The organism is Brevibacillus choshinensis (assembly GCF_016811915.1).
In the GTDB taxonomy this organism is placed as follows: Bacteria; Bacillota; Bacilli; order Brevibacillales; family Brevibacillaceae; genus Brevibacillus; species Brevibacillus choshinensis_A.
Genome location: NZ_CP069127.1, coordinates 1549067 through 1568907, shown reverse-complemented (window position 1 = coordinate 1568907; position 19841 = coordinate 1549067). Strand labels below are relative to the sequence as shown.

General features: G+C 52.8%; 21 protein-coding genes. 4 read left to right on the top strand and 17 right to left on the bottom strand.

Translation table 11 applies throughout. From position 1 onward, the window contains the following. Nucleotides 1-11: 11 nt before the first annotated feature. From JNE38_RS08195 to JNE38_RS08175, 5 genes are all read right to left on the bottom strand, one after another. The gene (locus tag JNE38_RS08195) at nucleotides 12-953 is read right to left on the bottom strand and encodes an ABC transporter permease (protein WP_203356101.1); all 942 of its coding nucleotides are present in this window, start codon (nucleotides 951-953) and stop codon (nucleotides 12-14) included. Nucleotides 954-1060: 107 nt separating this feature from the next. Next, complete coding sequence (locus tag JNE38_RS08190) at nucleotides 1061-2611, bottom strand: ABC transporter substrate-binding protein (protein WP_203356100.1); 1551 nt, start codon at nucleotides 2609-2611, stop codon at nucleotides 1061-1063. A gap of 25 nt (nucleotides 2612-2636) precedes the next feature. Next, the gene (locus JNE38_RS08185; protein ID WP_203356099.1) at nucleotides 2637-3857 is read right to left on the bottom strand and encodes an anhydro-N-acetylmuramic acid kinase; all 1221 of its coding nucleotides are present in this window, start codon (nucleotides 3855-3857) and stop codon (nucleotides 2637-2639) included. Between the two features lie 255 nt (nucleotides 3858-4112). Beyond that, entirely contained in the window at nucleotides 4113-4955 is an 843-nt protein-coding gene (locus JNE38_RS08180) for an aldo/keto reductase (protein ID WP_203356098.1), read from the bottom strand. After that, complete coding sequence (locus tag JNE38_RS08175) at nucleotides 4952-6175, bottom strand: MFS transporter (RefSeq protein ID WP_203356097.1); 1224 nt, start codon at nucleotides 6173-6175, stop codon at nucleotides 4952-4954. Before JNE38_RS08175 ends, JNE38_RS08180 begins: the two co-directional genes overlap by 4 nt. Before the next feature lie 196 nt (nucleotides 6176-6371). Here JNE38_RS08175 and JNE38_RS08170 point away from each other — a divergent pair, with 196 nt between their 5' ends. Continuing rightward, nucleotides 6372-6740, top strand: coding sequence for a winged helix-turn-helix transcriptional regulator (locus JNE38_RS08170; protein ID WP_203356096.1), 369 nt, complete (start codon nucleotides 6372-6374; stop codon nucleotides 6738-6740). 141 nt (nucleotides 6741-6881) lie between these two features. On the opposite strand, the gene JNE38_RS08165 is transcribed toward JNE38_RS08170, so the two are convergent. The 3 genes from JNE38_RS08165 to JNE38_RS08155 all read right to left on the bottom strand — a co-directional run bounded on the left by JNE38_RS08165 (nucleotide 6882) and on the right by JNE38_RS08155 (nucleotide 8575). Then, a complete protein-coding gene (locus JNE38_RS08165) occupies nucleotides 6882-7259 on the bottom strand; it encodes a VOC family protein (protein ID WP_203356095.1) in 378 nt (125 codons plus the stop codon). A 16-nt stretch (nucleotides 7260-7275) separates the two neighbouring features. Then, nucleotides 7276-7638 (bottom strand): MmcQ/YjbR family DNA-binding protein, encoded by a 363-nt coding sequence (locus JNE38_RS08160; protein WP_203356094.1) that lies wholly within the window; start codon nucleotides 7636-7638, stop codon nucleotides 7276-7278. Nucleotides 7639-7735: 97 nt separating this feature from the next. Then, nucleotides 7736-8575, bottom strand: coding sequence for an AraC family transcriptional regulator (locus JNE38_RS08155; RefSeq protein ID WP_203356093.1), 840 nt, complete (start codon nucleotides 8573-8575; stop codon nucleotides 7736-7738). 138 nt (nucleotides 8576-8713) lie between these two features. On the opposite strand from JNE38_RS08155, the gene JNE38_RS08150 reads away from it, so the two are divergent. After that, nucleotides 8714-9508, top strand: coding sequence for a YheC/YheD family protein (locus tag JNE38_RS08150; RefSeq protein WP_203356092.1), 795 nt, complete (start codon nucleotides 8714-8716; stop codon nucleotides 9506-9508). Nucleotides 9509-9526: 18 nt separating this feature from the next. Here JNE38_RS08150 and mscL read toward each other — a convergent pair whose 3' ends face one another. Genes mscL through JNE38_RS08135 form a run of 3 tightly spaced genes read right to left on the bottom strand, consistent with a single transcriptional unit; the run spans nucleotide 9527 to nucleotide 11829 of the window. Further along, on the bottom strand, nucleotides 9527-9994 hold the full coding sequence (mscL, locus tag JNE38_RS08145; protein ID WP_203356091.1) for a large conductance mechanosensitive channel protein MscL: 468 nt from the start codon (nucleotides 9992-9994) through the stop codon (nucleotides 9527-9529). A gap of 48 nt (nucleotides 9995-10042) precedes the next feature. Continuing rightward, complete coding sequence (locus JNE38_RS08140) at nucleotides 10043-10972, bottom strand: nucleoside hydrolase (protein WP_203356090.1); 930 nt, start codon at nucleotides 10970-10972, stop codon at nucleotides 10043-10045. Then, a complete protein-coding gene (locus JNE38_RS08135; RefSeq protein ID WP_203356089.1) occupies nucleotides 10969-11829 on the bottom strand; it encodes a nucleoside hydrolase in 861 nt (286 codons plus the stop codon). The genes JNE38_RS08140 and JNE38_RS08135 overlap by 4 nt, the downstream gene beginning before the upstream one ends. 247 nt (nucleotides 11830-12076) lie before the next feature. Between JNE38_RS08135 and JNE38_RS08130 the strand changes: the two genes are divergently transcribed. Continuing rightward, nucleotides 12077-12424 (top strand): hypothetical protein, encoded by a 348-nt coding sequence (locus JNE38_RS08130; RefSeq protein ID WP_203356088.1) that lies wholly within the window; start codon nucleotides 12077-12079, stop codon nucleotides 12422-12424. Nucleotides 12425-12876: 452 nt separating this feature from the next. Here the strand turns inward: JNE38_RS08130 and JNE38_RS08125 are convergent, their stop codons facing one another. The 6 genes from JNE38_RS08125 to JNE38_RS08100 all read right to left on the bottom strand — a co-directional run bounded on the left by JNE38_RS08125 (nucleotide 12877) and on the right by JNE38_RS08100 (nucleotide 18868). Continuing rightward, nucleotides 12877-13092 (bottom strand): hypothetical protein, encoded by a 216-nt coding sequence (locus JNE38_RS08125; RefSeq protein ID WP_203356087.1) that lies wholly within the window; start codon nucleotides 13090-13092, stop codon nucleotides 12877-12879. A 57-nt stretch (nucleotides 13093-13149) separates the two neighbouring features. Next, nucleotides 13150-14367, bottom strand: coding sequence for an ABC transporter permease (locus tag JNE38_RS08120; protein ID WP_203356086.1), 1218 nt, complete (start codon nucleotides 14365-14367; stop codon nucleotides 13150-13152). Beyond that, on the bottom strand, nucleotides 14364-15086 hold the full coding sequence (locus JNE38_RS08115; RefSeq protein ID WP_203356085.1) for an ABC transporter ATP-binding protein: 723 nt from the start codon (nucleotides 15084-15086) through the stop codon (nucleotides 14364-14366). The genes JNE38_RS08120 and JNE38_RS08115 overlap by 4 nt, the downstream gene beginning before the upstream one ends. Nucleotides 15087-15090: 4 nt before the next feature. Continuing rightward, entirely contained in the window at nucleotides 15091-16620 is a 1530-nt protein-coding gene (locus JNE38_RS08110) for an efflux RND transporter periplasmic adaptor subunit (protein ID WP_203357459.1), read from the bottom strand. Nucleotides 16621-16782: 162 nt separating this feature from the next. Further along, nucleotides 16783-18192 carry a HAMP domain-containing sensor histidine kinase gene (locus JNE38_RS08105; protein WP_203357458.1) on the bottom strand — a complete coding sequence of 470 codons (1410 nt, stop codon included), beginning with the start codon at nucleotides 18190-18192 and terminating at the stop codon, nucleotides 16783-16785. Further along, nucleotides 18185-18868: a response regulator transcription factor gene (locus JNE38_RS08100; RefSeq protein ID WP_203356084.1), complete on the bottom strand. Its 684-nt coding sequence runs from the start codon at nucleotides 18866-18868 to the stop codon at nucleotides 18185-18187. The genes JNE38_RS08105 and JNE38_RS08100 overlap by 8 nt, the downstream gene beginning before the upstream one ends. 133 nt (nucleotides 18869-19001) lie before the next feature. Here JNE38_RS08100 and bluB point away from each other — a divergent pair, with 133 nt between their 5' ends. Continuing rightward, nucleotides 19002-19670 (top strand): 5,6-dimethylbenzimidazole synthase, encoded by a 669-nt coding sequence (bluB, locus tag JNE38_RS08095; RefSeq protein ID WP_203356083.1) that lies wholly within the window; start codon nucleotides 19002-19004, stop codon nucleotides 19668-19670. Nucleotides 19671-19841 lie beyond the last annotated feature (171 nt).

The window sequence follows — 19841 nt, the reverse complement described above, 5'->3', positions numbered from 1 at the left end:
CATTCCCCTTGTCAATACTTGATACGCGGATCAATCCAGGTATAGATCAGGTCGATGAGCAGATTGACCAGGACAAACACCAGAGCGACGAACAGAACGCCTCCCTGCACGACCGGATAATCCCGCTGATAGATGCCTTCCAAAATGTACTGACCTAAACCCGGTATCGAAAACAGCTGCTCCACGATGACTGATCCGCCCAACAGGTATCCGATCTGCATCCCGGCGATGGTCACGATCGGGATCGAGGAGTTGCGGAACGCGTGACCCATGACGACGGTCCATTGACTGTTCCCTTTTGCACGCGCTGTACGGATGAAATCCTTGTCCATGGTTTCCAGAAAGGCTGATCGAGTCATCCGCATGACACCTGCTGCTACGACGATCCCCATGGTCACGGCTGGCAAAATGAATACCTTGAATGCCTCCACCGGATCCTCCCAGAAGCTGACGACATCAATCGGGGGAAACCAGTTGAAATAGAGGGAAAAGCCCAGCAATAGAAGCGTACCAATGGCAAAGTTCGGTACGGATATTCCGAGCAGTGTCGCTACACGGACGATGATATCTGTCTTGGAGTGCGCGCGGACGGCGGACAGAATCCCAAATGGAATCGCCAATGCCCAGCCGATCAGGACACCAAACAACGTCAGCTGCAGCGTGATGGAAAAGCGTTTGAGGATTTGCGGCAAGATTTCTTCGCCAGTGTGTACCGACACCCCAAAGTTCCCCTGAAGCATTCCGCCGATCCAGTGCAGATACTGCGTGTAGAGCGGCTGATCCAGCCCCATGCTCTTGTGCAGAGCGGCGATGGCTTCTGGGGTCGCATTGGTTCCCAGCATGATGGATGCAGGATCACCCGGCACCAGATGCAGGATGGTAAAGACCAAAACGGAGATGCCAAACAGGATGGGAATCAGGCTGGCGACGCGTTTGATTAGATAAGATCCCACGAGGTTCCCTCCAAATTAGAAAACTTGGCTCCGCCAAGCCATTGGCGAAGCCTTATTAGAAACTTGGCTCCGCCAGAGGCCAGGCGGAGCCTTTACACATCCAACTATTACTTGATCGCAGTCTTGATCAGAGAGTACACTTCACCCGCTGCGGTTGGTGTGAAATCGATGTTGTCACGCACAGCGTAGTAGTTCTTTGGAGAAGCCAGGAACAGGTTCGGTGCATCTGCTACAAGCATGGTTTGAGCTTGCTCGTACAGTTTTTTGCGTTCAGCCTGATCGACAGTAGCCAATGCTTTTGCCACCAGTTCGTCATAAGCAGGGTTGGAGTAGTTCCACACGTTGGCAGAACCGGTCGTCGAGAAGAAGAAGCGCATCGAACGGTCAGCATCCACACCGGATGTATTGCGTCCTACCATCAGGTTCATGTCTTTGGACTTCCAGACTTCGATGTAGTTACCCCATTCCAGCTGGTTGATCTTCGCGTTGATACCGATTGCTTTCAGCTGTTGCTGGATCACTTGTGCGGTTTCCACCATGTCCGGGTAAGTAGCCGCTGTTTCGATTTGTGTTTCAAAGCCGTTCGGGAAGCCTGCTTCCGCGAGCAGCTGTTTCGCTTTTTCTACATCTGTCTTGTAAGTCGGATAGGAAGCGGTATCCAGAGCCCAGTTGGTGAGGGCTGGCGCGATTGGACCGGTCAGGGCAGCTTCGCCTTTCCAGACCGTTTGCACGATCTGGTTGCGGTCTACCGCATAGCTGATCGCTTCACGCACTTTTGGATTGTCAAACGGTTTCTTGTTCACGTTGATGCCCAGATAGCTGTACTCCAGAGATTGATAGTTTTTCACTTGAACCCCTGGCTTGCCTTCCAAAAGCTTCGCGGAATCTGCAGAAACGACGCTGATATCGATTTTTCCGGAGCGGATGGCTGCCAGACGCTCAGCCTCGTCCTTCATGATCTGGAATTTGATCGTTTCTACTTTCGGGAGGTCTTTATTGAAGTAATCCGGATTTTTCTTCAGCAGTACATACTGGCCAGGCTCAGCCTTTTCCATTTTGAATGGCCCTGTACCGATGGCTTCTTTGGTCAGATCAGTCGATCCGCTCGGTACGATGGAAGCATACGCGCTCGCTGTGTTTGCGATGAACGCTGCATCGGCATTTTTCAGCTTGAACACGATCGTAGTCGGATCTTTCACTTCGATCGATTCGACACTGGAGAAGTACGATTTGGCGATGGAACCCGTGTCCGGATTCATGATGCGTTCGAACGTGAATTTCACGTCGTCTGCTGTCATGTCTTTGCCGTTGTGGAATTTCACGCCTTTGTGCAGGAACATGGTGACAGTCTTGCCGTCAGGAGAGACTTCCCATTTCTCAGCCAAGTTCGGCACAATGTTCATGTTCTCATCCAGCTTGGTCAAGCTGTCGTAGATGAGAGCGTACACGCGCACACTGGACGCTGCCGGAACCTTGTGCGGGTCATAGCCCACCGGCTCCTGCTCCGCTGCAACCACCAGCTCTGTTTTCGCTGCTGCAGCTTGCCCTTCTTGGGGCTTGGCTTGCTCACCAGGCGCAGCTGTTCCCCCGCCGCCAGAACAAGCCGAAAGCATCAGGGATAAAGATAGGAAAAAGCCTGCCAACACTCGTTTTTTCACGATGGTACCCCCTACGTTTCTCAGTTTAAAAGCATATATTTCCTAACGGTACAGCCCTCTTGGCACCTGTCACTGACGGTACATTCGATGGTCGTCCCATTAGTGTCTCATGACCCAAAATGGCAAATGCGACAGCTTCCTTCGCGTCATCCGGCATACCGAATTGCTGTGTGGTCGTGATGGTCATTTCTGTCCCCAATTGACTTTGCAGCATGCGAAGCAGTGTCTGGTTGTGCGCGCCTCCCCCTGAGACGATCACTTCCTCCACCTTGGTTGTAGGTATTACAAATTGCAGATAGGCTGCAGCGATCGAGCTCGCAGTCAAGGCTGTCACCGTCGCAATCAGGTCCGCTCCACTGAGACCAAGCTTTGCCCCCTCAGCCGAAAGCTCCTGCGCAAATGCTCGTCCGTATACTTCACGGCCCGTGCTCTTTGGCGGCTTGATCTGATAGTACGGATCCTGCATCAGCCGATCGAGCAAAGGCTGGTGCACAACGCCCGAAGCTGCTAATCGGCCTGCATCATCGTATCGCAGCTTGCCCTCGGTTACAATCTGAACAATTTGGTCCATGATCATATTGCCCGGGCCTGTATCAAACGCGACGACTTCTTCGATGCTGGCGCCTGCCGGCAGAACGGTCACGTTGGCGATCCCGCCGATGTTTTGCAGCAGCCTTCCTTTTGTAGCGTGACGGAACAAAATGAAATCAGCGTACGGAACGAGGGGAGCCCCTTCACCATCCGCCGCCAGATCTCGCGCCCGGAAATTGCCGACGACCGGAATCCCCGTGCGCTCTGCCAAGGTGGATAGCTCACCGATTTGCAGGGAGGCCCTTACTTCCGTCATCCCGGTAGGGCCAGGAAACGGCGTGCGTCCCGCGATATGCCAAATCGTTTGTCCGTGTGTGCACACCGCATCCACTTCCGCTGCGGATACGCCCGCTTTTTCCATCAGCTGTCCAACCGCGTACGCGTACCATTCCGACAATCCGTAGTGCACAGCCGTCAATCGATCCACCCGTGCTGTTTCCACACTGCAGAGGCTCATGACCCATTCGCGCAATTCATCTGAATAGGGCATGTAATAAAACTCCCGAAGCGCAACGTCCTCAATCTCGCCGTTCTCCTTCGTACGGATCGCCACCAGTGCAGCATCGATACCGTCCAAGGAAGTACCGGACATGAGACCGATGAGCAAATGCTCTTTTTTCGAGCGATAATCTAGCAATCTCGCAGGTTGATCCACTATGCAACCCCCGTTCGCTATGAAAAATAGTTATAATATTCGCTTGTTTCCGTTTTCATTATAAGAAATAAAATTACATCGGTCAATCTTAATGTAGTAAACTTTATTTCTTTTGATTTTGATTTGGACCTTGGGTGGGAGTAGAAAATTTCATCGCTTCTTCCCTCTCCGCTAATAAGTACAACTAGAAACAAAAAAATGCCCCACAGGCAATTGCTTCAGCCCATGGGACACTCTTTTCATTTCTTTCCTTCATTAAAAATCAAAGTTATCCGGGTCCGGACCTACACGGACACCTTCATGCAAGGCATCGATTTTCTCCATGTCCTCAGAGGACAGCTCGAAGTTGAAGACATCTGCGTTTTCGACGATGCGATGCTCTTTTGTGGACTTCGGAATGGTGACCACGCCGTTTTGCAAATCCCAGCGCACGATGACTTGTGCAACGGATTTTTGATGGCGATCCGCTATTTCCTTGAGTACTGGATTGTCGAGCAGTTGACCCTGCATCAATGGCGACCAAGCTTCCATCTGAATGCCGTTCTCCTGGCAAAATGCGCGGAGCTCTTTTTGAGCCAGGCGTGGGTGATATTCGACTTGATCGACCATCGGCTTGATTTCCGCATCCTTCATGAGATCCTGCAAGTGGTGTACGTGGAAGTTGGAGACGCCAATGGCTTTTACTCTTCCTTCTTTATAAATAGTTTCCAATGCACGCCATGCTTCTTTATATTTGCCTTCTACCGGCCAGTGAATCAGGTAGAGATCGAGATAATCCAAGCCCAGCTTTTTCAGGCTCGTTTCGTAGGCTGCCAGTGTGGAATCGTAGCCGAGATCGGAATTCCACACCTTCGAGGTGATGAACAAATCCTCTCGCGTGATTCCTGCATCCTTCATCCCGAGGCGAATCCCTTCGCCGACACCTTCCTCGTTTCCGTAGATGGCTGCGGTATCAATGCTGCGGTAACCATGGCGAATTGCTGTGCGAACAGCTTCGACCAGCTCAGGGCCTTCTTCTACTTTAAACACACCGAGACCTAACCATGGCATTTTGACTCCATTATAGAGAGTGGTTGTATCCTGCAGATGCTTTGTCATGAACATACGACCTCCTGATTGTTTTTCCCTACTCTAGACTTTCCATTCTTGCTTTCTAATACTCGGCTCCAGCCGGTCAAAACGACCGCTCCCGCCACCATGATTCCCCCGACCCATGTCGTGTGAATGAGCCCGATGGAGTCGGTAATGACCCCGCCCAAGTATGCGCCGATCGCGATCCCTGCATTAAACGCAGCGATGTTGATGGCCGAAGCCACATCCTTGGCACTGGGGACAAAGCGTTCTGCCAAGATGACGACGTACACTTGCAGACCCGGAACGTTCATAAACGCCATGATCCCCATGAAAAAGATCGTGATCAGTCCTGCGACTTTAAAAGGAACTGTCGCAAACATGATGAACAGAATGATGGTTTGAATGACAAACATGCCGAATAGTGCAGCCAACGGATTTTTATTCGCCAGCTTCCCGCCAATCATGTTGCCAATGGCAATCGCGATCCCGTAGACGAGCAGGATAATCGCAACCGTGCTTGCAGAAAAGCCGGTGACTTCCGTCAAGAGCGGGGACAAGTACGTGAATACGACAAACGTCCCGCCATACCCCAGCATGGTGATCATAAATAGCAGCAGCAAGCGGGCATTCGTGACCAGCTTGAGCTGATCGCCAAACGTCGTCTTGACCCCTTTCCGCAAATTACTCGGAACCAGAATGAAATTGGCAATCAGGGCAATGACTCCGACGATCACGATGGCGACAAAGGCTGTCCGCCAACCGAGCTGCTGTCCCAAGTAGGTACCCAGCGGCACCCCGGTGACTGTCGCGACCGTAAGCCCCGTGAACATCAGGGATATGGCGCTCGCCCGGCGATCCTCTGTCACGAGATCTGCCGCGATCGTCGATCCGATCGACATGAATACACCGTGAGCGAATGCAGAAATGACCCGTCCGAGCAGCAGCATCGAGATGGATGTCGCACCGGCTGCGATGCTGTTTCCTGCGATAAAGAAGATCATGATCCAGAAAAGCAAGGTTTTCCGGGGTACACTGGATGTGAGCGACGTGAGCACCGGCGCTCCAATCGTTACACCCAAAGCATATAACGTAACGGTCAGACCTGCAGTCGTGACCGGGATTTGCAAGTCTCGCGAAATCAACGGCAGCAATCCGACGCTGATAAATTCCGTCGTACCGATGGCGAAAGCACTAATCGCCAGGGCAAGCAGAGCCCATGTGCTTCGCTTTCTTCCTTCCGTCACAACTATTCCTCCTCGTTTGTTCTATCTCTCGTTCGTTCACCGCGAACGGAATAAATAATGGGTATGGTGAATACCAGCTGGCAAATGCTATTATGGGTGATAGAAAACCGAATGAGAAGTACACACTTTTTTGTGCTATAGGTACCTTGAAGTACCATAGGAACTTTTTAGTGCCTGTCTGGAGGTAGGAAACGTCATGAAGAAAAAGAAATACAACATCTCAGTAGAAGCCACCCTGGAAGTCATCGGAGGCAAGTGGAAGTGCGTCATTCTCTGTCATCTCACACATGGAGAAAAACGAACCAGCGAGCTCAAGCGTCTCATGCCGGGCATTACCCAAAAAATGCTGACCCAGCAGCTGCGAGAATTGGAGGACGACGGCATCATCAACCGGATCGTCTACAATCAGGTTCCGCCGAAGGTCGTGTATGAGCTGAGCGAATACGGCTCGAGCCTGAGAGGGATACTTGACACTCTTTGTGCCTGGGGAGAGCGCCACATCATTCGCGTGCACGGGGATACAGCAGACATGCTTGAGGATAGCATTTTAAATCAAAAAAACTGATTAGAAAACTTGGCTACGCCAAGCCTTTTCACCCAAAGGGTACAAGTCTCGCCTTCTCACTATTGTTCGAGGTCTCGTGTATAAAAAAGGTCACCCAGCGCTTGGACTGGATGACCTTTTTCCTTCCTTCGTACCTGCCTCTCATGCAAAAAGGCTGATGAGGTTTCCATCCGGATCGACAACGATGGCATATCGCTGCCCCCAGAAGGCGTCCCAAGGCTCGCGGTGTCCGACGTAGCCTAGGGACATCAGCTTTTCGTACAAGGCGTTCAAAGCATCCGCACTGTCACATAAAAACGCCAGCTCAATGCGATGCCCGGTCGGCTCATCCCAGCTGCCGTACACGCCCGTAGCGACCTCCACGGTGTCAAATGCCAATCGCACGCCACCCTTTGCGACTTCCACATGCATTTCCGCATTCGCACTCTCCGGTATGTCCAGGCCCAGTGCGCGATAAAAATCCAGCGAAGCCTTCATATCCCGTACGACAATCCCCACCATGTCCAGCTTGATTCCCATGTGACCACTCCTGTTCCTATTCGAGTATTTGCAGCTGCGCCTGCACTTTTTTCGGCAGCTTTTCAAGCACGAGCTCGTGCGAATGTACGATGAGGCGCTCCCATAGACCATCCGGAATATCGGCGTCGAAGTAAATGGAATTCCAATGCGTCTTGTTCATGTGATATCCCGGAACGATGCCTTCGTAAATCTCACGCAATTCGTCCGCGCGAGCAGGATCGCATTTCACGGTAAGAATGTCTTTTCCTTTTGCATCCCCGCCGATCATTGCAAACATTTTTCCGCCTACATGGTAGCGATCGCATTCCCAGTCGACCTGATAATCATAGGTGCAGCCAAGTTGCTTGCGGCAATAGGCATCCAGTGTTTCCCTATCCATGCCACCTTCTCCTTTCATCGAAATGGTTGTCACCCGCCTATGTCCGACACCAGTATAGCCGGCGCATGAGGTGCAGAATTGTAAAAAACGGACAAGCTTACGACTCGACCGAAACAGGCAGCTTGGTCCCAAAAACCTGAGAAGGCAATAGTCCGTAATAGCGTTTGAAATTTTTGACAAAATGGGGCTGATCAAAAAAACCGTACGCGTGAGCGAGCTGTGTCAGGCGATCCGGCGGCGAATGATAAAGGCTGTGGAGCAGCGCTTGAAACCGGATGACTTGCGACAGCTCTTTTGGAGAGACTCCCAGCTCATGCTGAAACAGCCTGCGCAGATTGCGTTCACTGTAACAGATCGTTTCGGCCAATGCCCGGACGGAAAGACTGCCCTGGGCAGCATACAGATAGGCAACACTCATCTGCAGCACACCCTGCGAATGGGAAGAGCGGCGCAGCAGGTAGCCGAGCAGCTCTCTTTCCACTATCTCGATCATCTCCCGGATTCCACTCGCCTCCATCATCTCTTCTACCAGCAATTCCGCTTGGCTCCCCCACAAATCAGCGAGCAGTGGAGGACTTCCCACAAACGCAGATACCGGGTTTTGCAGAAAAAGATAGGCGGTCTCCGCAAAGAAGCGTATTCCAAACAGCGACTGGGGCCGTGACAGATCGAGAACCTCGTAGCTCGTCATCAATTCCGAGATAAACGCGCCTTTGGAAAAGGAGGCCGCCTTGCGATCCACGATAATATCGATGCAGCCGTCCGGAATAATCCGATGCCGCTGGGCATGTCCCGTAGGCATGAAGTCGCTTGTCCAATAACATGCCACGTACGGCTCGAGCCCTTTGCTCGGCTCATACTCCCGATAATGATAATGATCATGCAATAGCCCCTGCTGGATGACAGGCGGCTGCAAGGGCCGATACAATCGCGTCACGGTTACCACCTCCTTTTCCACGCTGCAGCAATTCCCTTATTTTACCTTTGCAAAAGAATCGTGACAACGGCTCACTCCTCCTTCCGCTCCCGTATATCATAGCGAGAATGGACTATTTCCAAGCGAGGTGCATGGTGTATGATCTCATCCTGCAAATGGAGCCTCCACAAGTTCTTTGCCAAGAGTCCGCACATTCATCCCTTTTTGCCTCCTACCTCTTTGTACCAGCCAGCCTTGCTCCAGACGTACCTGGGCAAATACGATACGGTCTACATCAAACCGACGAGAACCCACATGGGAAAAGGGATCATCCGAGTACAAAAGGAAGGCGGCGGCTATCAGTTCGTCAAGGAACGCGGGGAGCCCGTACATGTCTCGTCTCTCGGAGAATTGCAGCAGAAGCTCGAAAAACAGTGTGCAGAGAAAAAATATATCATTCAGAAAGGAATCGATCTCGCAGAGCTGAATGGCCGCCCCTACGACATCCGGGTGATGATGATGCGAAACGGACTCGGGAAGTGGCAATACGCCGGGATGCTGGCGAAAGTCGCCGGCTCAGACAGCATCATCACCAATGTGGCTCGGGGAGGAGGCTATGCTGTCACCGTTCCGCATGCATTGGAAAAATCCCTTTCCCTTCGCCCTCCAGAAATTCGCAAGATCGAGCGAAGCCTCATTCGTCTCAGCTATCAGGTATGCTCTCATTTCAACAAATATAGGCACTCCGCCCAAATCGGCGTAGATTTTGCCGTCAACAAGCACGGGGAAATCGTCTTGATCGAGGTCAATTACGACTTTCCTTCCCACGGTTTATTCGCCAAGCTCAAGGATAAAACCTACTTCCGGACGATCAAGCGACTCCACTTCCAATATCGCAGTCGGGTCAAGCGGAAAAAAAGCAGTCTCACAGCCACAAAAAAAAGGAGAGCATGAGTGCCCTCCTTTTTTCGCTTATTCCGTTGCCATTGCATGCGAGCCGTGACCTTCCAGCATGGAGGTGCAGTTCGGGCAGCGCGTAGCCTTGATCGGGATGGAAGTGATGCAATGCGGGCATTCCTTGGTCGTGACGGGCGGCTTGACCTCTTCTTGCTTGCGCTTGAAGCGATTCAGCTGCTTGATCACAACAAAAATAGAGAACGCGATGATCAGAAAGTCGATGATGCTGTTGAGGAAAAGGCCGTAGTTCAAAGTCGCGGCACCTTTGTCTTTTGCTGCTTTCAGCGTCTCGTAATGCACGCCGCTCAAATTGATGAACAGATTAGAAAAATCCACTTTGCCTAGCAAGATCCCTATAAGCGGGGTAATAATGTCATTGACCAGAGAGGTCACGATTTTTCCAAAGGCGCCCCCAATCACGACACCGACGGCCAGATCCAGTACGTTTCCTTTCAAAGCAAACTCTTTAAATTCTTTTAACAAAGCGATAGCCTCCTCTTATTCCCTTTTCTCACCTGTTTGCCAGGCAGCCTACATGACGAACTCCAAAAAATGCCGGACGAAGCGCTCGTGGTCCACCTCGAGGCAAACATCGATATTGGGAGGAAACGCAGGGTTTTCCCGTCTGTCCCCGATCGTACGCGCATCGCTGGCACTCCCGGAAGTATCTACCTGGACGTGCATCGGCACCGCCTTCACGAATGTGGGATCAATGACGACACCGACTGCAAGCGGATCGTGCAGACCGCATCCTCTCACATTCCCGACCTTGGCGTAAGCATCCATGTAGACCTCGCACATATCTGCGAAGAAGCGGCTTACTTTCGTATCGCGCTCTCTCCACTGCTGCAGATGCTCGCGTGTGAGCAGTGTCTGCATCGTCACATCCAGGCCGACCAGAGTAAGCGGTATGCCCGACTGAAACACGAAGGAAGCCGCTTCAGGATCGGCGCAAATATTCGCTTCCGCTACAGGCGTCCGATTGCCCGGCACCGTCACCGCTCCGCCCATGACGACGACACGCTTGACGAGAGAGACGATCTGCGGCGCAGCCATGATGGCCAATGCCAGATTGGTCATGCTTCCCACCGTCACCAAGGTGATTTCATGCGGATGTGCCTCGGTGGCAGAAACGATGTACGCCGCTGCACTCATGGCTTGAGGCGCGCCACTCGGCAGAGGCAGTTCGATATTCCCCAAGCCATTCTCGCCATGAAACAGCTTGGCCTTTTCTTTCAGCTCACGAACCAATGGCTTGGAAGCGCCCTGATAGACTGGTATATCGCCAGCTTTGACCAGCTCCAGGACCTGCAGCGTGTTACGTGTGGCTTCTTCCACGCTGATGTTTCCAAACGTGGTCGTAACGCCGCACACCTCCAAATCAGGGGAATGTACAGCATAGGAGAGTGCCATGGCGTCATCGATTCCCGTATCCACGTCGATGATGACTTTTTTCTTCATTGCTGGTCCCCCTCCTTCCCGATCAGCTCATGCAGCCATTTTCTCGCATCATCCACTTCCATGTTCACAACCACCTCGGTATCCGTTCCCACGCTCGGCTTCGCCCGCAAATCCGCCAAAACAGCTCCGCGCGACAAGGGACTGTGGCATTCGATCGCCAGCTTCATGCGCTCTTTATGTACCCGCTCCGTATGCACAGCTGCAACCATCGCACCCCACGCGTCCAAAGGGACCTCATGAGTCTGAGCTGCTGATGCGACTCCCAGCCGAACCGCTTTGTTCAAGAGCTCTCTACTCTCCTCAGGAGTCAACCAGAGGTGCCTTGTCGCATCGAGTGGAACCAGCGTCAATGGCAAGCCTGCTGCCCAAACGAAGGCTGCAGCTTCCGGGTCCGCGTACAGGTTGGCTTCTGCGATTGCCGTCGCATTCCCGGGCACCCGGATGGCACCTCCCTGGATGACCACCCGCTTCAGCTTTTCTGGCAATCGCGGGTCGATCGCCACCGCTCGCGCCAGATTGGTCAAGCGCCCCGCCGTGACCACCGTGAGCTCTTCCCTGTGCATATTCGCCAACTCCACGAGCAGACGAGCGGCATCCTGCTGCTGTCCTTCGCTTCGTTCATGTGCCGTGGATTCTCCAAATAGAGACAAACTGCCCCCAGACGCCACAGGAATGCGAGCATCCGGGTGAGCTTGCTCTACGCATTTCTTTATGAGACGGCTTCCCCGTCCGGGCTGGGGATCGCTGCAGCCCACTCCTACGACTTCTACATGTTGCGCATGCAACGCATACCACAGAGCGACGGCATGGTCGATCCCTCCGCAAAGATCAATAAACAGCTTCTGTTTGATTGCCAACTTCCTCACCTCTTGCCATGCTTCTCTTTCTCTCGCAAATCCTCACTGCATTATGCTAACCATTTCCCTAGCAGCCGTCAAATGCAAGCATTCATACTACTACGCTCCTATTGCAACCAGCTAGCAACTATTTTACACTTAACGATGACTTCGACAAAATCCGCCACATTTCTCAGTCCGATGGCCCGCCTCGTCGTTTGTCGAAGCCAATGAAAATGGGTCACGTACCAGCAAAGGAGATCGGGTCATGCTCTCTCTTGAACCCTCGACTAACGAACTACTTTCCCTGGCAAAAGCTCAACTTCTCCATGCCCTGCATCAACTGAAGGCAAAGCCCTATCTGCCTGTGTGGGGGGAACTGTACACCTCACTGCGGGATATCGTCAGACACGGACAGCAGGCGCAGGAAAACGTGCACGTCTACGCGATGCGGCCGACCGGCACTCTCTGGTATTTGCATCAGGAAAATCGGTTTCTGGCTGATCTGCCCGATCCTGGCATCACCATCTCGATGACGCAGGAGCAGCTTCTGGATGCCCTTTTAAAAGGGAGCTTTCCTCCACTATCGACTGACACGGGGTACATCGACGGATAAAGCGGTCCATTCGCATCCAGATGGACCTTTTTGTATGTACAAAAAAAGCCCAGGCTATCAAAACCTGGGAAGAGTAGTACGGAGTATTCACGTGAACAACTTAATCTTATATCGAAATATCCGCTTAATCTAGCTGTATTTTCAGGTATTTGTACCTATTATCTCCTATGCAAACATTGGCATGAAAAGCTCGAACGATGTCTGTTCATGAGGAGCGACAAGCTTTTGCAGTAGGCTTGCATGCGCTCGTTAAAAAAAAGAGGCGGCCCACCTGCACAGTTTGGGTGCCGCCATCCCGAACTTCCCCAAGTTCGTTCATACACGCATTGTACTATGAATCTTTGTTATCGAAAAGTGTCAGGTTTTGTTTTATATCGAAATATTGAAAAAACCTTCACCAAGATGCAGAAAAAAGCCCTGATTCGAGGCGGGGAACCAGGGCCAAAAGTCTTCTATTTGTTGTCGCCGCCTACCGCATCTGCTGCCCTTGGCCCAAATAAAATATACAGATAGACATATTGACTGACACTCACTTTGGGAAACACGAAGGCTATGCTAGATTTCCCCTCCAATTGCCTGACTGTATACCGTAGTTTGCTTGTTTTGATCTTCTTCAGGATTCGGGATGCTTCGCGCCACGTTACGGAAAATTGTACGTTTTTTTCCATCAGACAAACACCTCACGCGGCTAGTATGCCCGAATTGGAAAAATTACACACGCGATATTACTCGTAACGCAGGGCGTCGATCGGCTTGAGCTGTGCCGCTTTTCGAGCCGGATAGACGCCGAACACCACTCCGACCAGCGAAGAGGTCAAAAATGCGTACAGAATCGGGGATAGGCTGATCGTCGTCGTCATGCCCCCGAATTTGCTGACCAAAAGCGCTGCTCCTACCCCGAGGACGATCCCCACGATCCCTCCGATCAGACTCAGCGTGACCGCTTCTATCAAAAACTGCCTGAGGATATCGCCACGCTTCGCTCCGATTGCCTTGCGAATCCCGATCTCACGAGTACGCTCGGTGACGGAAACCAGCATGATATTCATGACCCCGATGCCTCCGACAATCAAGGAAATCGCTGCAATCCCTGACAGCAAGGCCGTCATGGAGCTTGATACTTGCTGTGCTGTGCTGAGAATATCCGTCTGGGATGTAATGCGGAAATCGTCGGAAGCCTGCGGTCTGAGGTTGTGCTTGCTGCGCAGGGCGCTCTGGATGTCTCGCTGTGCTTGCTCCATCTGATCAGAGGATACGGCTGAAACATAAATCGTGCCGACATTTTTCCCGCCAGTCAACCGGTTCATGGCCGTCGTAATCGGGATGATGATCCTATCGTCATTGTTGGTCATCCCCGAGCTTCCCTGGCTCTTCAGCACGCCGATGATCGTAAAGGGAATCTTGTTGATCTGCACCGTCTGTCCGACAGGGTTGGTGCTGTTGCCTGTAAACAGGTTGTTCGCTACCTCCGTACCGATGACCGCCACATTGAATTGCTGCTTGACTTCAAAATTGCTGAAAAAGCGCCCCCGCTCGACCTGAACGTTGCGTACCTGGGGGAACGCAGCTGTGGTTCCCTCCAGGGAGCTGGAGTAATTTTTACTCCCCCATACGATTTGGCCCCTGCCGTTTACACTGGGTGCCACACCAGATACGGACGACTTTTGCTCGATCGCCTCAGCATCGGCTAACGTCAACGTGTTGAGTGAGCCCGCTCCCAGATTGACTCTCCCTTGTGTCGCTTGTCCGGGGGAGACGATCAAGAGGTTGCTCCCGAGTCCATTGATTTGGGAAGCCACGCTGCTGGACGTCCCTTCCCCGATGGCGACCATCGCAATGACCGCCGCTACCCCGATGATAATGCCCAGCATCGTGAGAATGGATCGCAAACCATTGGCTCTAATGCTTCGAAATGAAACACGCAAGCATTCTACAAAACTCATCGCTTCACTTCCTCTGGAAACGCTCTTCTTTGCTCGGATACCACTTCATTCGATACGATCTGCCCGTCCCGAAACCGCACGATCCGCTTGGCATATTCGGCGATGTCAGGCTCATGCGTGACGAGAATGACGGTTTTTCCCGCGTCATTCAGCTCCTGAAAGATGCCCATGATCTCTTCACTCGTCCTGGTGTCCAATGCACCTGTCGGCTCATCCGCGAGCAAAATGACCGGGTCATTGACGAGCGCTCTCGCGATGGACACTCGCTGCTGCTGCCCGCCTGACAGCTCATTGGGCTTGTTGTTCAGGCGCTCCTGGAGGCCCACATCGATGAGTGCCTGTACGGCCCGCTCTCGTCTCTCCCTCGCCGGCGTCCCACCATACAAAAGCGGCAGCTCAACATTTTCGACGGCAGTGGTGCGGGGCAGCAAATTGAAATTTTGGAAGACAAAGCCGATCTTGCGGTTGCGAATCTCCGCCAATTCATCATCATGAGCCTTTGACACCGGATACCCATCCAGATAAAACTCTCCGGAGGTAGGCTTATCCAGACAACCGATCACGTTCATCATCGATGACTTTCCTGATCCGGAAGGCCCCATGATCGCCACGAAGTCTCCCTCTTCGATCGTCAGGCTGACTCCTCGCAGTGCTTGAATCTCTTGATCTCCGATACGGTACAGCTTCTTTAGGTCTTCGATCTGTATGACTGGTTTCATTTGCTCATCGACCTCTCATTCCGCTGCCTCCCCCGCCAGGGAAGCCGCCTCCCATGCTGCCCATGCCGGGAATGCCGCCCATGCGATTCGTGTTATTCGAAGATGAGGCAGATGTAGGATTTGCGATCAGGACGATCTGGTCGCCTTCTTTCAAGCCCTCGGTGATTTCCACGGAGTCTGAAGCGAAGTAGCCGATCTTGACCGGCTGAAAACGGTACGGTCTTCCTACGTTGTTCTCAGAGGCTCCTGCGTACAGGTACACCCCATCTTTTCCGTTTTGGGTCTGCAAGGCTTGAGCGGGAACGACCAAGACATTCTGATGCGACCCGATTTCGATCGTGACGTTCATCGTCATCCCGATTTTCAATAGGCCTTCCTTGTTTGCTACGGAGAGCAGGACATCATAGCTCGTCACTCCCGAGTCAGTCTTTGCCTCTGGATACACCAGCTTGACGGTTCCCGCAAACGTCTGATCCGGATAGGAAGTGGTAGTATAGGTGACGTTCTGTCCCTCTTTCACTTTTCCGATGTCGCTCTGGCTGATTTGCGCCAATACCTCCAGTGCACCGGAGTTCGAGTTGTCCATGATGATAAAGTCGCTTCCTGGAATCTCCCCGACGTTTCCGTTCACCGCAACGATGACTCCGTCCATCGGAGCCTTCAGGGTGACGGCGCTCAACGCCTTTTGAGCCTGCTGCAGCTGTGCTTTCGCCTGCACCACAGCCGCCTTGGCAGTCAATACCGTAGAGGCATCGGGTCCTTCGTTTGCTTCATTCAACGCTTCCACTGCCGTGTCGTAGGCGGCTTGTGCCTGCTCTACCTTGCTGGTCGATTCACCTTTGGTCTGCCCTGCCGTCAGGATAGCCGTTTGGTAATCGCGCTGAGCCTGATCCAGATCTGTCTGGGCTGTGTCGTACTCGGTCTTGGAAATGGCTCCCGCCTCGTACAAGGTCTTTTGCGATGCGTACGTCTTCTGTGCATTTGCGAGATTGGCTTTCGCTTTCGCCTCATCGTTGGAAGCTTTTTGCGAATCGATCCCCTGCTTTGCCAGCTCCAGCTCCGATTTGGTCTGGTTGACATTCGCTTGCAAGGTTTTCATTTCCGCAGTCGTCTTGCGCTTCTGAGCTTCCTCGAGCTTGGCCTCTGCTGACAGAAGATTCGCTTGGGAATTGGTCACCTGGATTTGGGCGACCGAATCATCCATGGTAGCCAGCACTTGCCCCGCTTTTACTTGATCCCCTACCGAGACCTTGATGGAGGAAATCGAATCCTTGGCATCCTCCGCATCCGCGAAGGACAATGAGCTGCGCTTCGATGCCTGCACGGTTCCCGAAGCCAGGACCGTTTCCGAGACATCCCCTTTTTTCACTTTCTCTACCTGAAAAGCCGCTTGTGCCCGCTGCGGCGTCATGAGCGTCCGATACCCGTACACCCCGCCCCCGATCAGCACGACTGCCAATCCGAGTGCCACCCATTTCGTCTTGCCCGTTCTTCCCTTGGAGAAAAACATACGCTTCTTATCCGATTCCGCCACTTTTCCGTCTCCCCCGTCGTGTTTCATGATTGCTGATTGCTGCTAGAACCTTGCGATGGGATCAATATACGGAAGAATTGCGTCAGCACCGCGTCAGATCGGGAGGGCTTGTCGCGAAAAAAAACGACCTTGCCCATCGGCAACGTCGTTTGCGCTTCTCTCTTATTTCCGCAGGATGAGCGTGAAGGTCGTACCTGCCACCGAGCTATCTGTCAGCACCAGATTTCCTCCCAACGCCTGGGCAATCATCCGGCTGAAGGACAGGCCCAGCCCCAATCCGCGCACCATGTGCTTCTTCTCTTCCCCGCGATAAAACCGGTCAAAGACAAATGGCTGCTCTGCTTCGGGTATGCCTGTCCCGTTATCCTTCACCACGATGCGAATCTCCTGAGCGTTTTCCGATAGGCTCACCTCGATCCGACCGCCAGAGGGAGGGGCCGCCTGTGCCGCATTGTTCAGCAAATTGTACAGCACTTGCTGAATGCGCAGCGGGTCTATAGAGGCTGTGATCGGATGCTCCGGCTTGCCGACGTGGAGCACGAGCGACTCTTCCTCCTGGACAATCCGCCATTGATGGGTGACTTCCTGAATCAGCTCATACACATTTTGGCTCTCTCTGCGAATGCGGATATCCCCGACAGCGAAGGTATTGAAGTCCAGCAGATCCTCTACCATCTTTTGCAGTCGGGACGTTTCCCTGGAGCAAATCTCCAGGAACTCCTTGGCCTCCGCACCGGTGACAATGTCATCCTTGACCGCCTGGACGAGCCCGCTGATCGAAGTCACAGGTGTTTTCAGCTCATGCGTCACACCAGCAAGCAGCTCCGTTCGCATCATCTCCAGCTGGCGGAGGCGGTCGGCCATCTCCTTGAAGGAATGGATCAATTCATAGATTTCCTTTTCTCCGCTGTTTTTTTCCAGCTGAACATCGTAGTCTCCCATGACGATTTGCTTGGCCGCATCCGCGACTTCCTTGATCGGCTGGGACAGCTTTTTCGTCAGCAGGTAGATGACGAGCCACCCGAGCAGACCGAGGCTGATCAGCATGATGAACAGCAGCTGAAACTCCGTCGTGCTTCTCATCATGTCTTTTTTCGGGGTAAACACGAAGACCCATCCGACATTTTGCTGCGCGGACGTAATCCTTCGCTTCACAAACAACAGCTCTTCCCCGCGCGCGAGCTTGACCTCGGTGACTTCATCGCCCGCCTCCGCGAGCTCGGCTGCCCGCTTGGCAAGCTCCGAGCCAAAGGGACCGGGCCCGTCAAACACGGGTCGTTTGTCGGCATCGAGTATGAGCATGAATGGCTTGTAATTCAGGCGCAGCGACTCCTGCCGATTGTCCAGGATGCGAAACAGAAACGGGGCGATCTTGATTTTCCCTTCCGCATCAAGGATTCGCTCCGAGATTTCCCCGGCTGTCAGCCTCATGAAATCCAGACGTTTTTGCGTTTCATTGTAGGTGATCCATAGGCTCGAAGCGATCCCCACCACCAGCAATCCGACGCACAGGATAACCAGGTAACGCGTCGTCCAATAGCGAAAGAGCGTGGTCTGTTTGGGCTTATTCATAGACACACAGCTTGTATCCCAGACCTCGATAGGTTCGGATTTCCCCTTCTGCAGCAGGCCAGTTCTCCAGCGATCGTCGGATACGTTTGATCGCCAGGTCCACGGCCCTGTCGCTACCTTCGTAATCCATTCCCCACACCTGCTCGATGAGCTGTTCACGGGTAAACGTCTGATTTTTGTATTGGGCCAAAAACAGGAACAGCGACAGGTCCTTGGGGGTAAACGCCAGCTCAATGCCATGCAGGGTGACGGTATAGGCTTTGAAATCCACCTTCAGGCTGCCGAAGTGGCGGAGCTGGTCTCCCTGGATGATATGAGCGGACCTGCGCAGCACAGCTTGTACACGTGCTACGACCTCATCCGCGATAAACGGCTTGGTGATGTAATCGTCTGCTCCTTGATGCAATCCCATCAGTTTATTGTCAATCTGCCCAAGCGCTGTCAGCATGATCACCGGGCATGAGCTTTTTTGGCGTATGTATTCTAAAATGCTCCAGCCGCTTTTGCCTGGAAGCATGACATCGAGCAAGACAAGCGCAGGATTGACCGTATCGAATTTCCGTACGGCCTCATCACCGGTAAACGCCTGCTCCACCTGGAACTGGCTCTTTTCCAAATAGGCCTTCAGTACACGGGAGATCGGCAGTTCGTCTTCCACTATCAGGATGTTTTTCATTCGGGCTTCACTCCTCTCGCACAGACACACTTCTAGCGTAAGAGTGGAATATGTCAGGCAGATGTCTGGATGGAAACCTCGTTACCTATTAAAATGAAATGGAATTGAAAGGATCAGGAGGGTTTTTCCAATAATGAATCGTTTGACGGAGGATGAAAAAATCGGGGTGTACAAAGCCATCAGCAACCGCCGGGATATTCGCTCGTTTCGCAGCGATCCCGTCGAGCCAGAAAAGCTGGCCATGATCCTCGCTGCCGCTCATCTCGCTCCATCTGTCGGGTTTATGCAGCCGTGGAATTTCATCATGGTAACCGAGGATGCCATCAAGCAGCAGCTGGCTGACAGTGCGGATAAAGAACGGCGCGCTCTGGCCATCCACTACGAGGGTACCGGTCGCGAGTCCAGCTTTCTGGAGCTGAAAATCCAAGGAATCAAGGAAGCGCCCGTCACCATCTGTGTCACCTGCGACCCTACGCGGGGAGGCGACCACGTCTTGGGACGAAATTCGATCCCGGAGACAGACATCATGTCGGTCAGCTGCGCTATCCAAAACATGTGGCTCGCGGCTTACGCCGAAGGACTGGCGATGGGGTGGGTCAGCTTTTACAAAAAATCGGACGTCCGCCGAATCCTGGACATCCCGCCGCACATCGATCCGATTGCATTGCTTTCCATCGGCTACACGGATCATTACCCGGATCGTCCGCTGCTGGAAATTTATCAGTGGGAAAAGCGGCAGGACCTGCAGAAGCTCATTTTTCGCGAACGCTGGGGAACAGCTTCGCCTGTACGGGAGAAATAACCGTAACGAAACAAAAAAAAGGGCTGCTTGCTGGCAAGCAACCCAAGAAACGGTGGGGTAGTAACGAAAAGCACGGTACATTCCCGACGTAACTACCCTCCGAGAAAGTTTCAGATAATGGACTACTCACGAATATCGAACCACAAAAATAAGTGAATATTCCCAAAGCTG

Coding starts and splice junctions, on each gene's coding strand:
- JNE38_RS08105 (WP_203357458.1), bottom strand. CDS start 18,192: ATGAATAAGCCCAAACAGACCACGCTCTTTCGCTATTGGACGACGCGT.
- JNE38_RS08100 (WP_203356084.1), bottom strand. CDS start 18,868: ATGAAAAACATCCTGATAGTGGAAGACGAACTGCCGATCTCCCGTGTA.
- JNE38_RS08130 (WP_203356088.1), top strand. CDS start 12,077: ATGCTCTCTCTTGAACCCTCGACTAACGAACTACTTTCCCTGGCAAAA.
- bluB (WP_203356083.1), top strand. CDS start 19,002: ATGAATCGTTTGACGGAGGATGAAAAAATCGGGGTGTACAAAGCCATC.
- JNE38_RS08150 (WP_203356092.1), top strand. CDS start 8,714: ATGATCTCATCCTGCAAATGGAGCCTCCACAAGTTCTTTGCCAAGAGT.
- JNE38_RS08140 (WP_203356090.1), bottom strand. CDS start 10,972: ATGAAGAAAAAAGTCATCATCGACGTGGATACGGGAATCGATGACGCC.
- JNE38_RS08170 (WP_203356096.1), top strand. CDS start 6,372: ATGAAGAAAAAGAAATACAACATCTCAGTAGAAGCCACCCTGGAAGTC.
- JNE38_RS08165 (WP_203356095.1), bottom strand. CDS start 7,259: ATGGGAATCAAGCTGGACATGGTGGGGATTGTCGTACGGGATATGAAG.
- JNE38_RS08115 (WP_203356085.1), bottom strand. CDS start 15,086: ATGAAACCAGTCATACAGATCGAAGACCTAAAGAAGCTGTACCGTATC.
- JNE38_RS08125 (WP_203356087.1), bottom strand. CDS start 13,092: ATGGAAAAAAACGTACAATTTTCCGTAACGTGGCGCGAAGCATCCCGA.
- JNE38_RS08120 (WP_203356086.1), bottom strand. CDS start 14,367: ATGAGTTTTGTAGAATGCTTGCGTGTTTCATTTCGAAGCATTAGAGCC.
- JNE38_RS08180 (WP_203356098.1), bottom strand. CDS start 4,955: ATGACAAAGCATCTGCAGGATACAACCACTCTCTATAATGGAGTCAAA.
- JNE38_RS08160 (WP_203356094.1), bottom strand. CDS start 7,638: ATGGATAGGGAAACACTGGATGCCTATTGCCGCAAGCAACTTGGCTGC.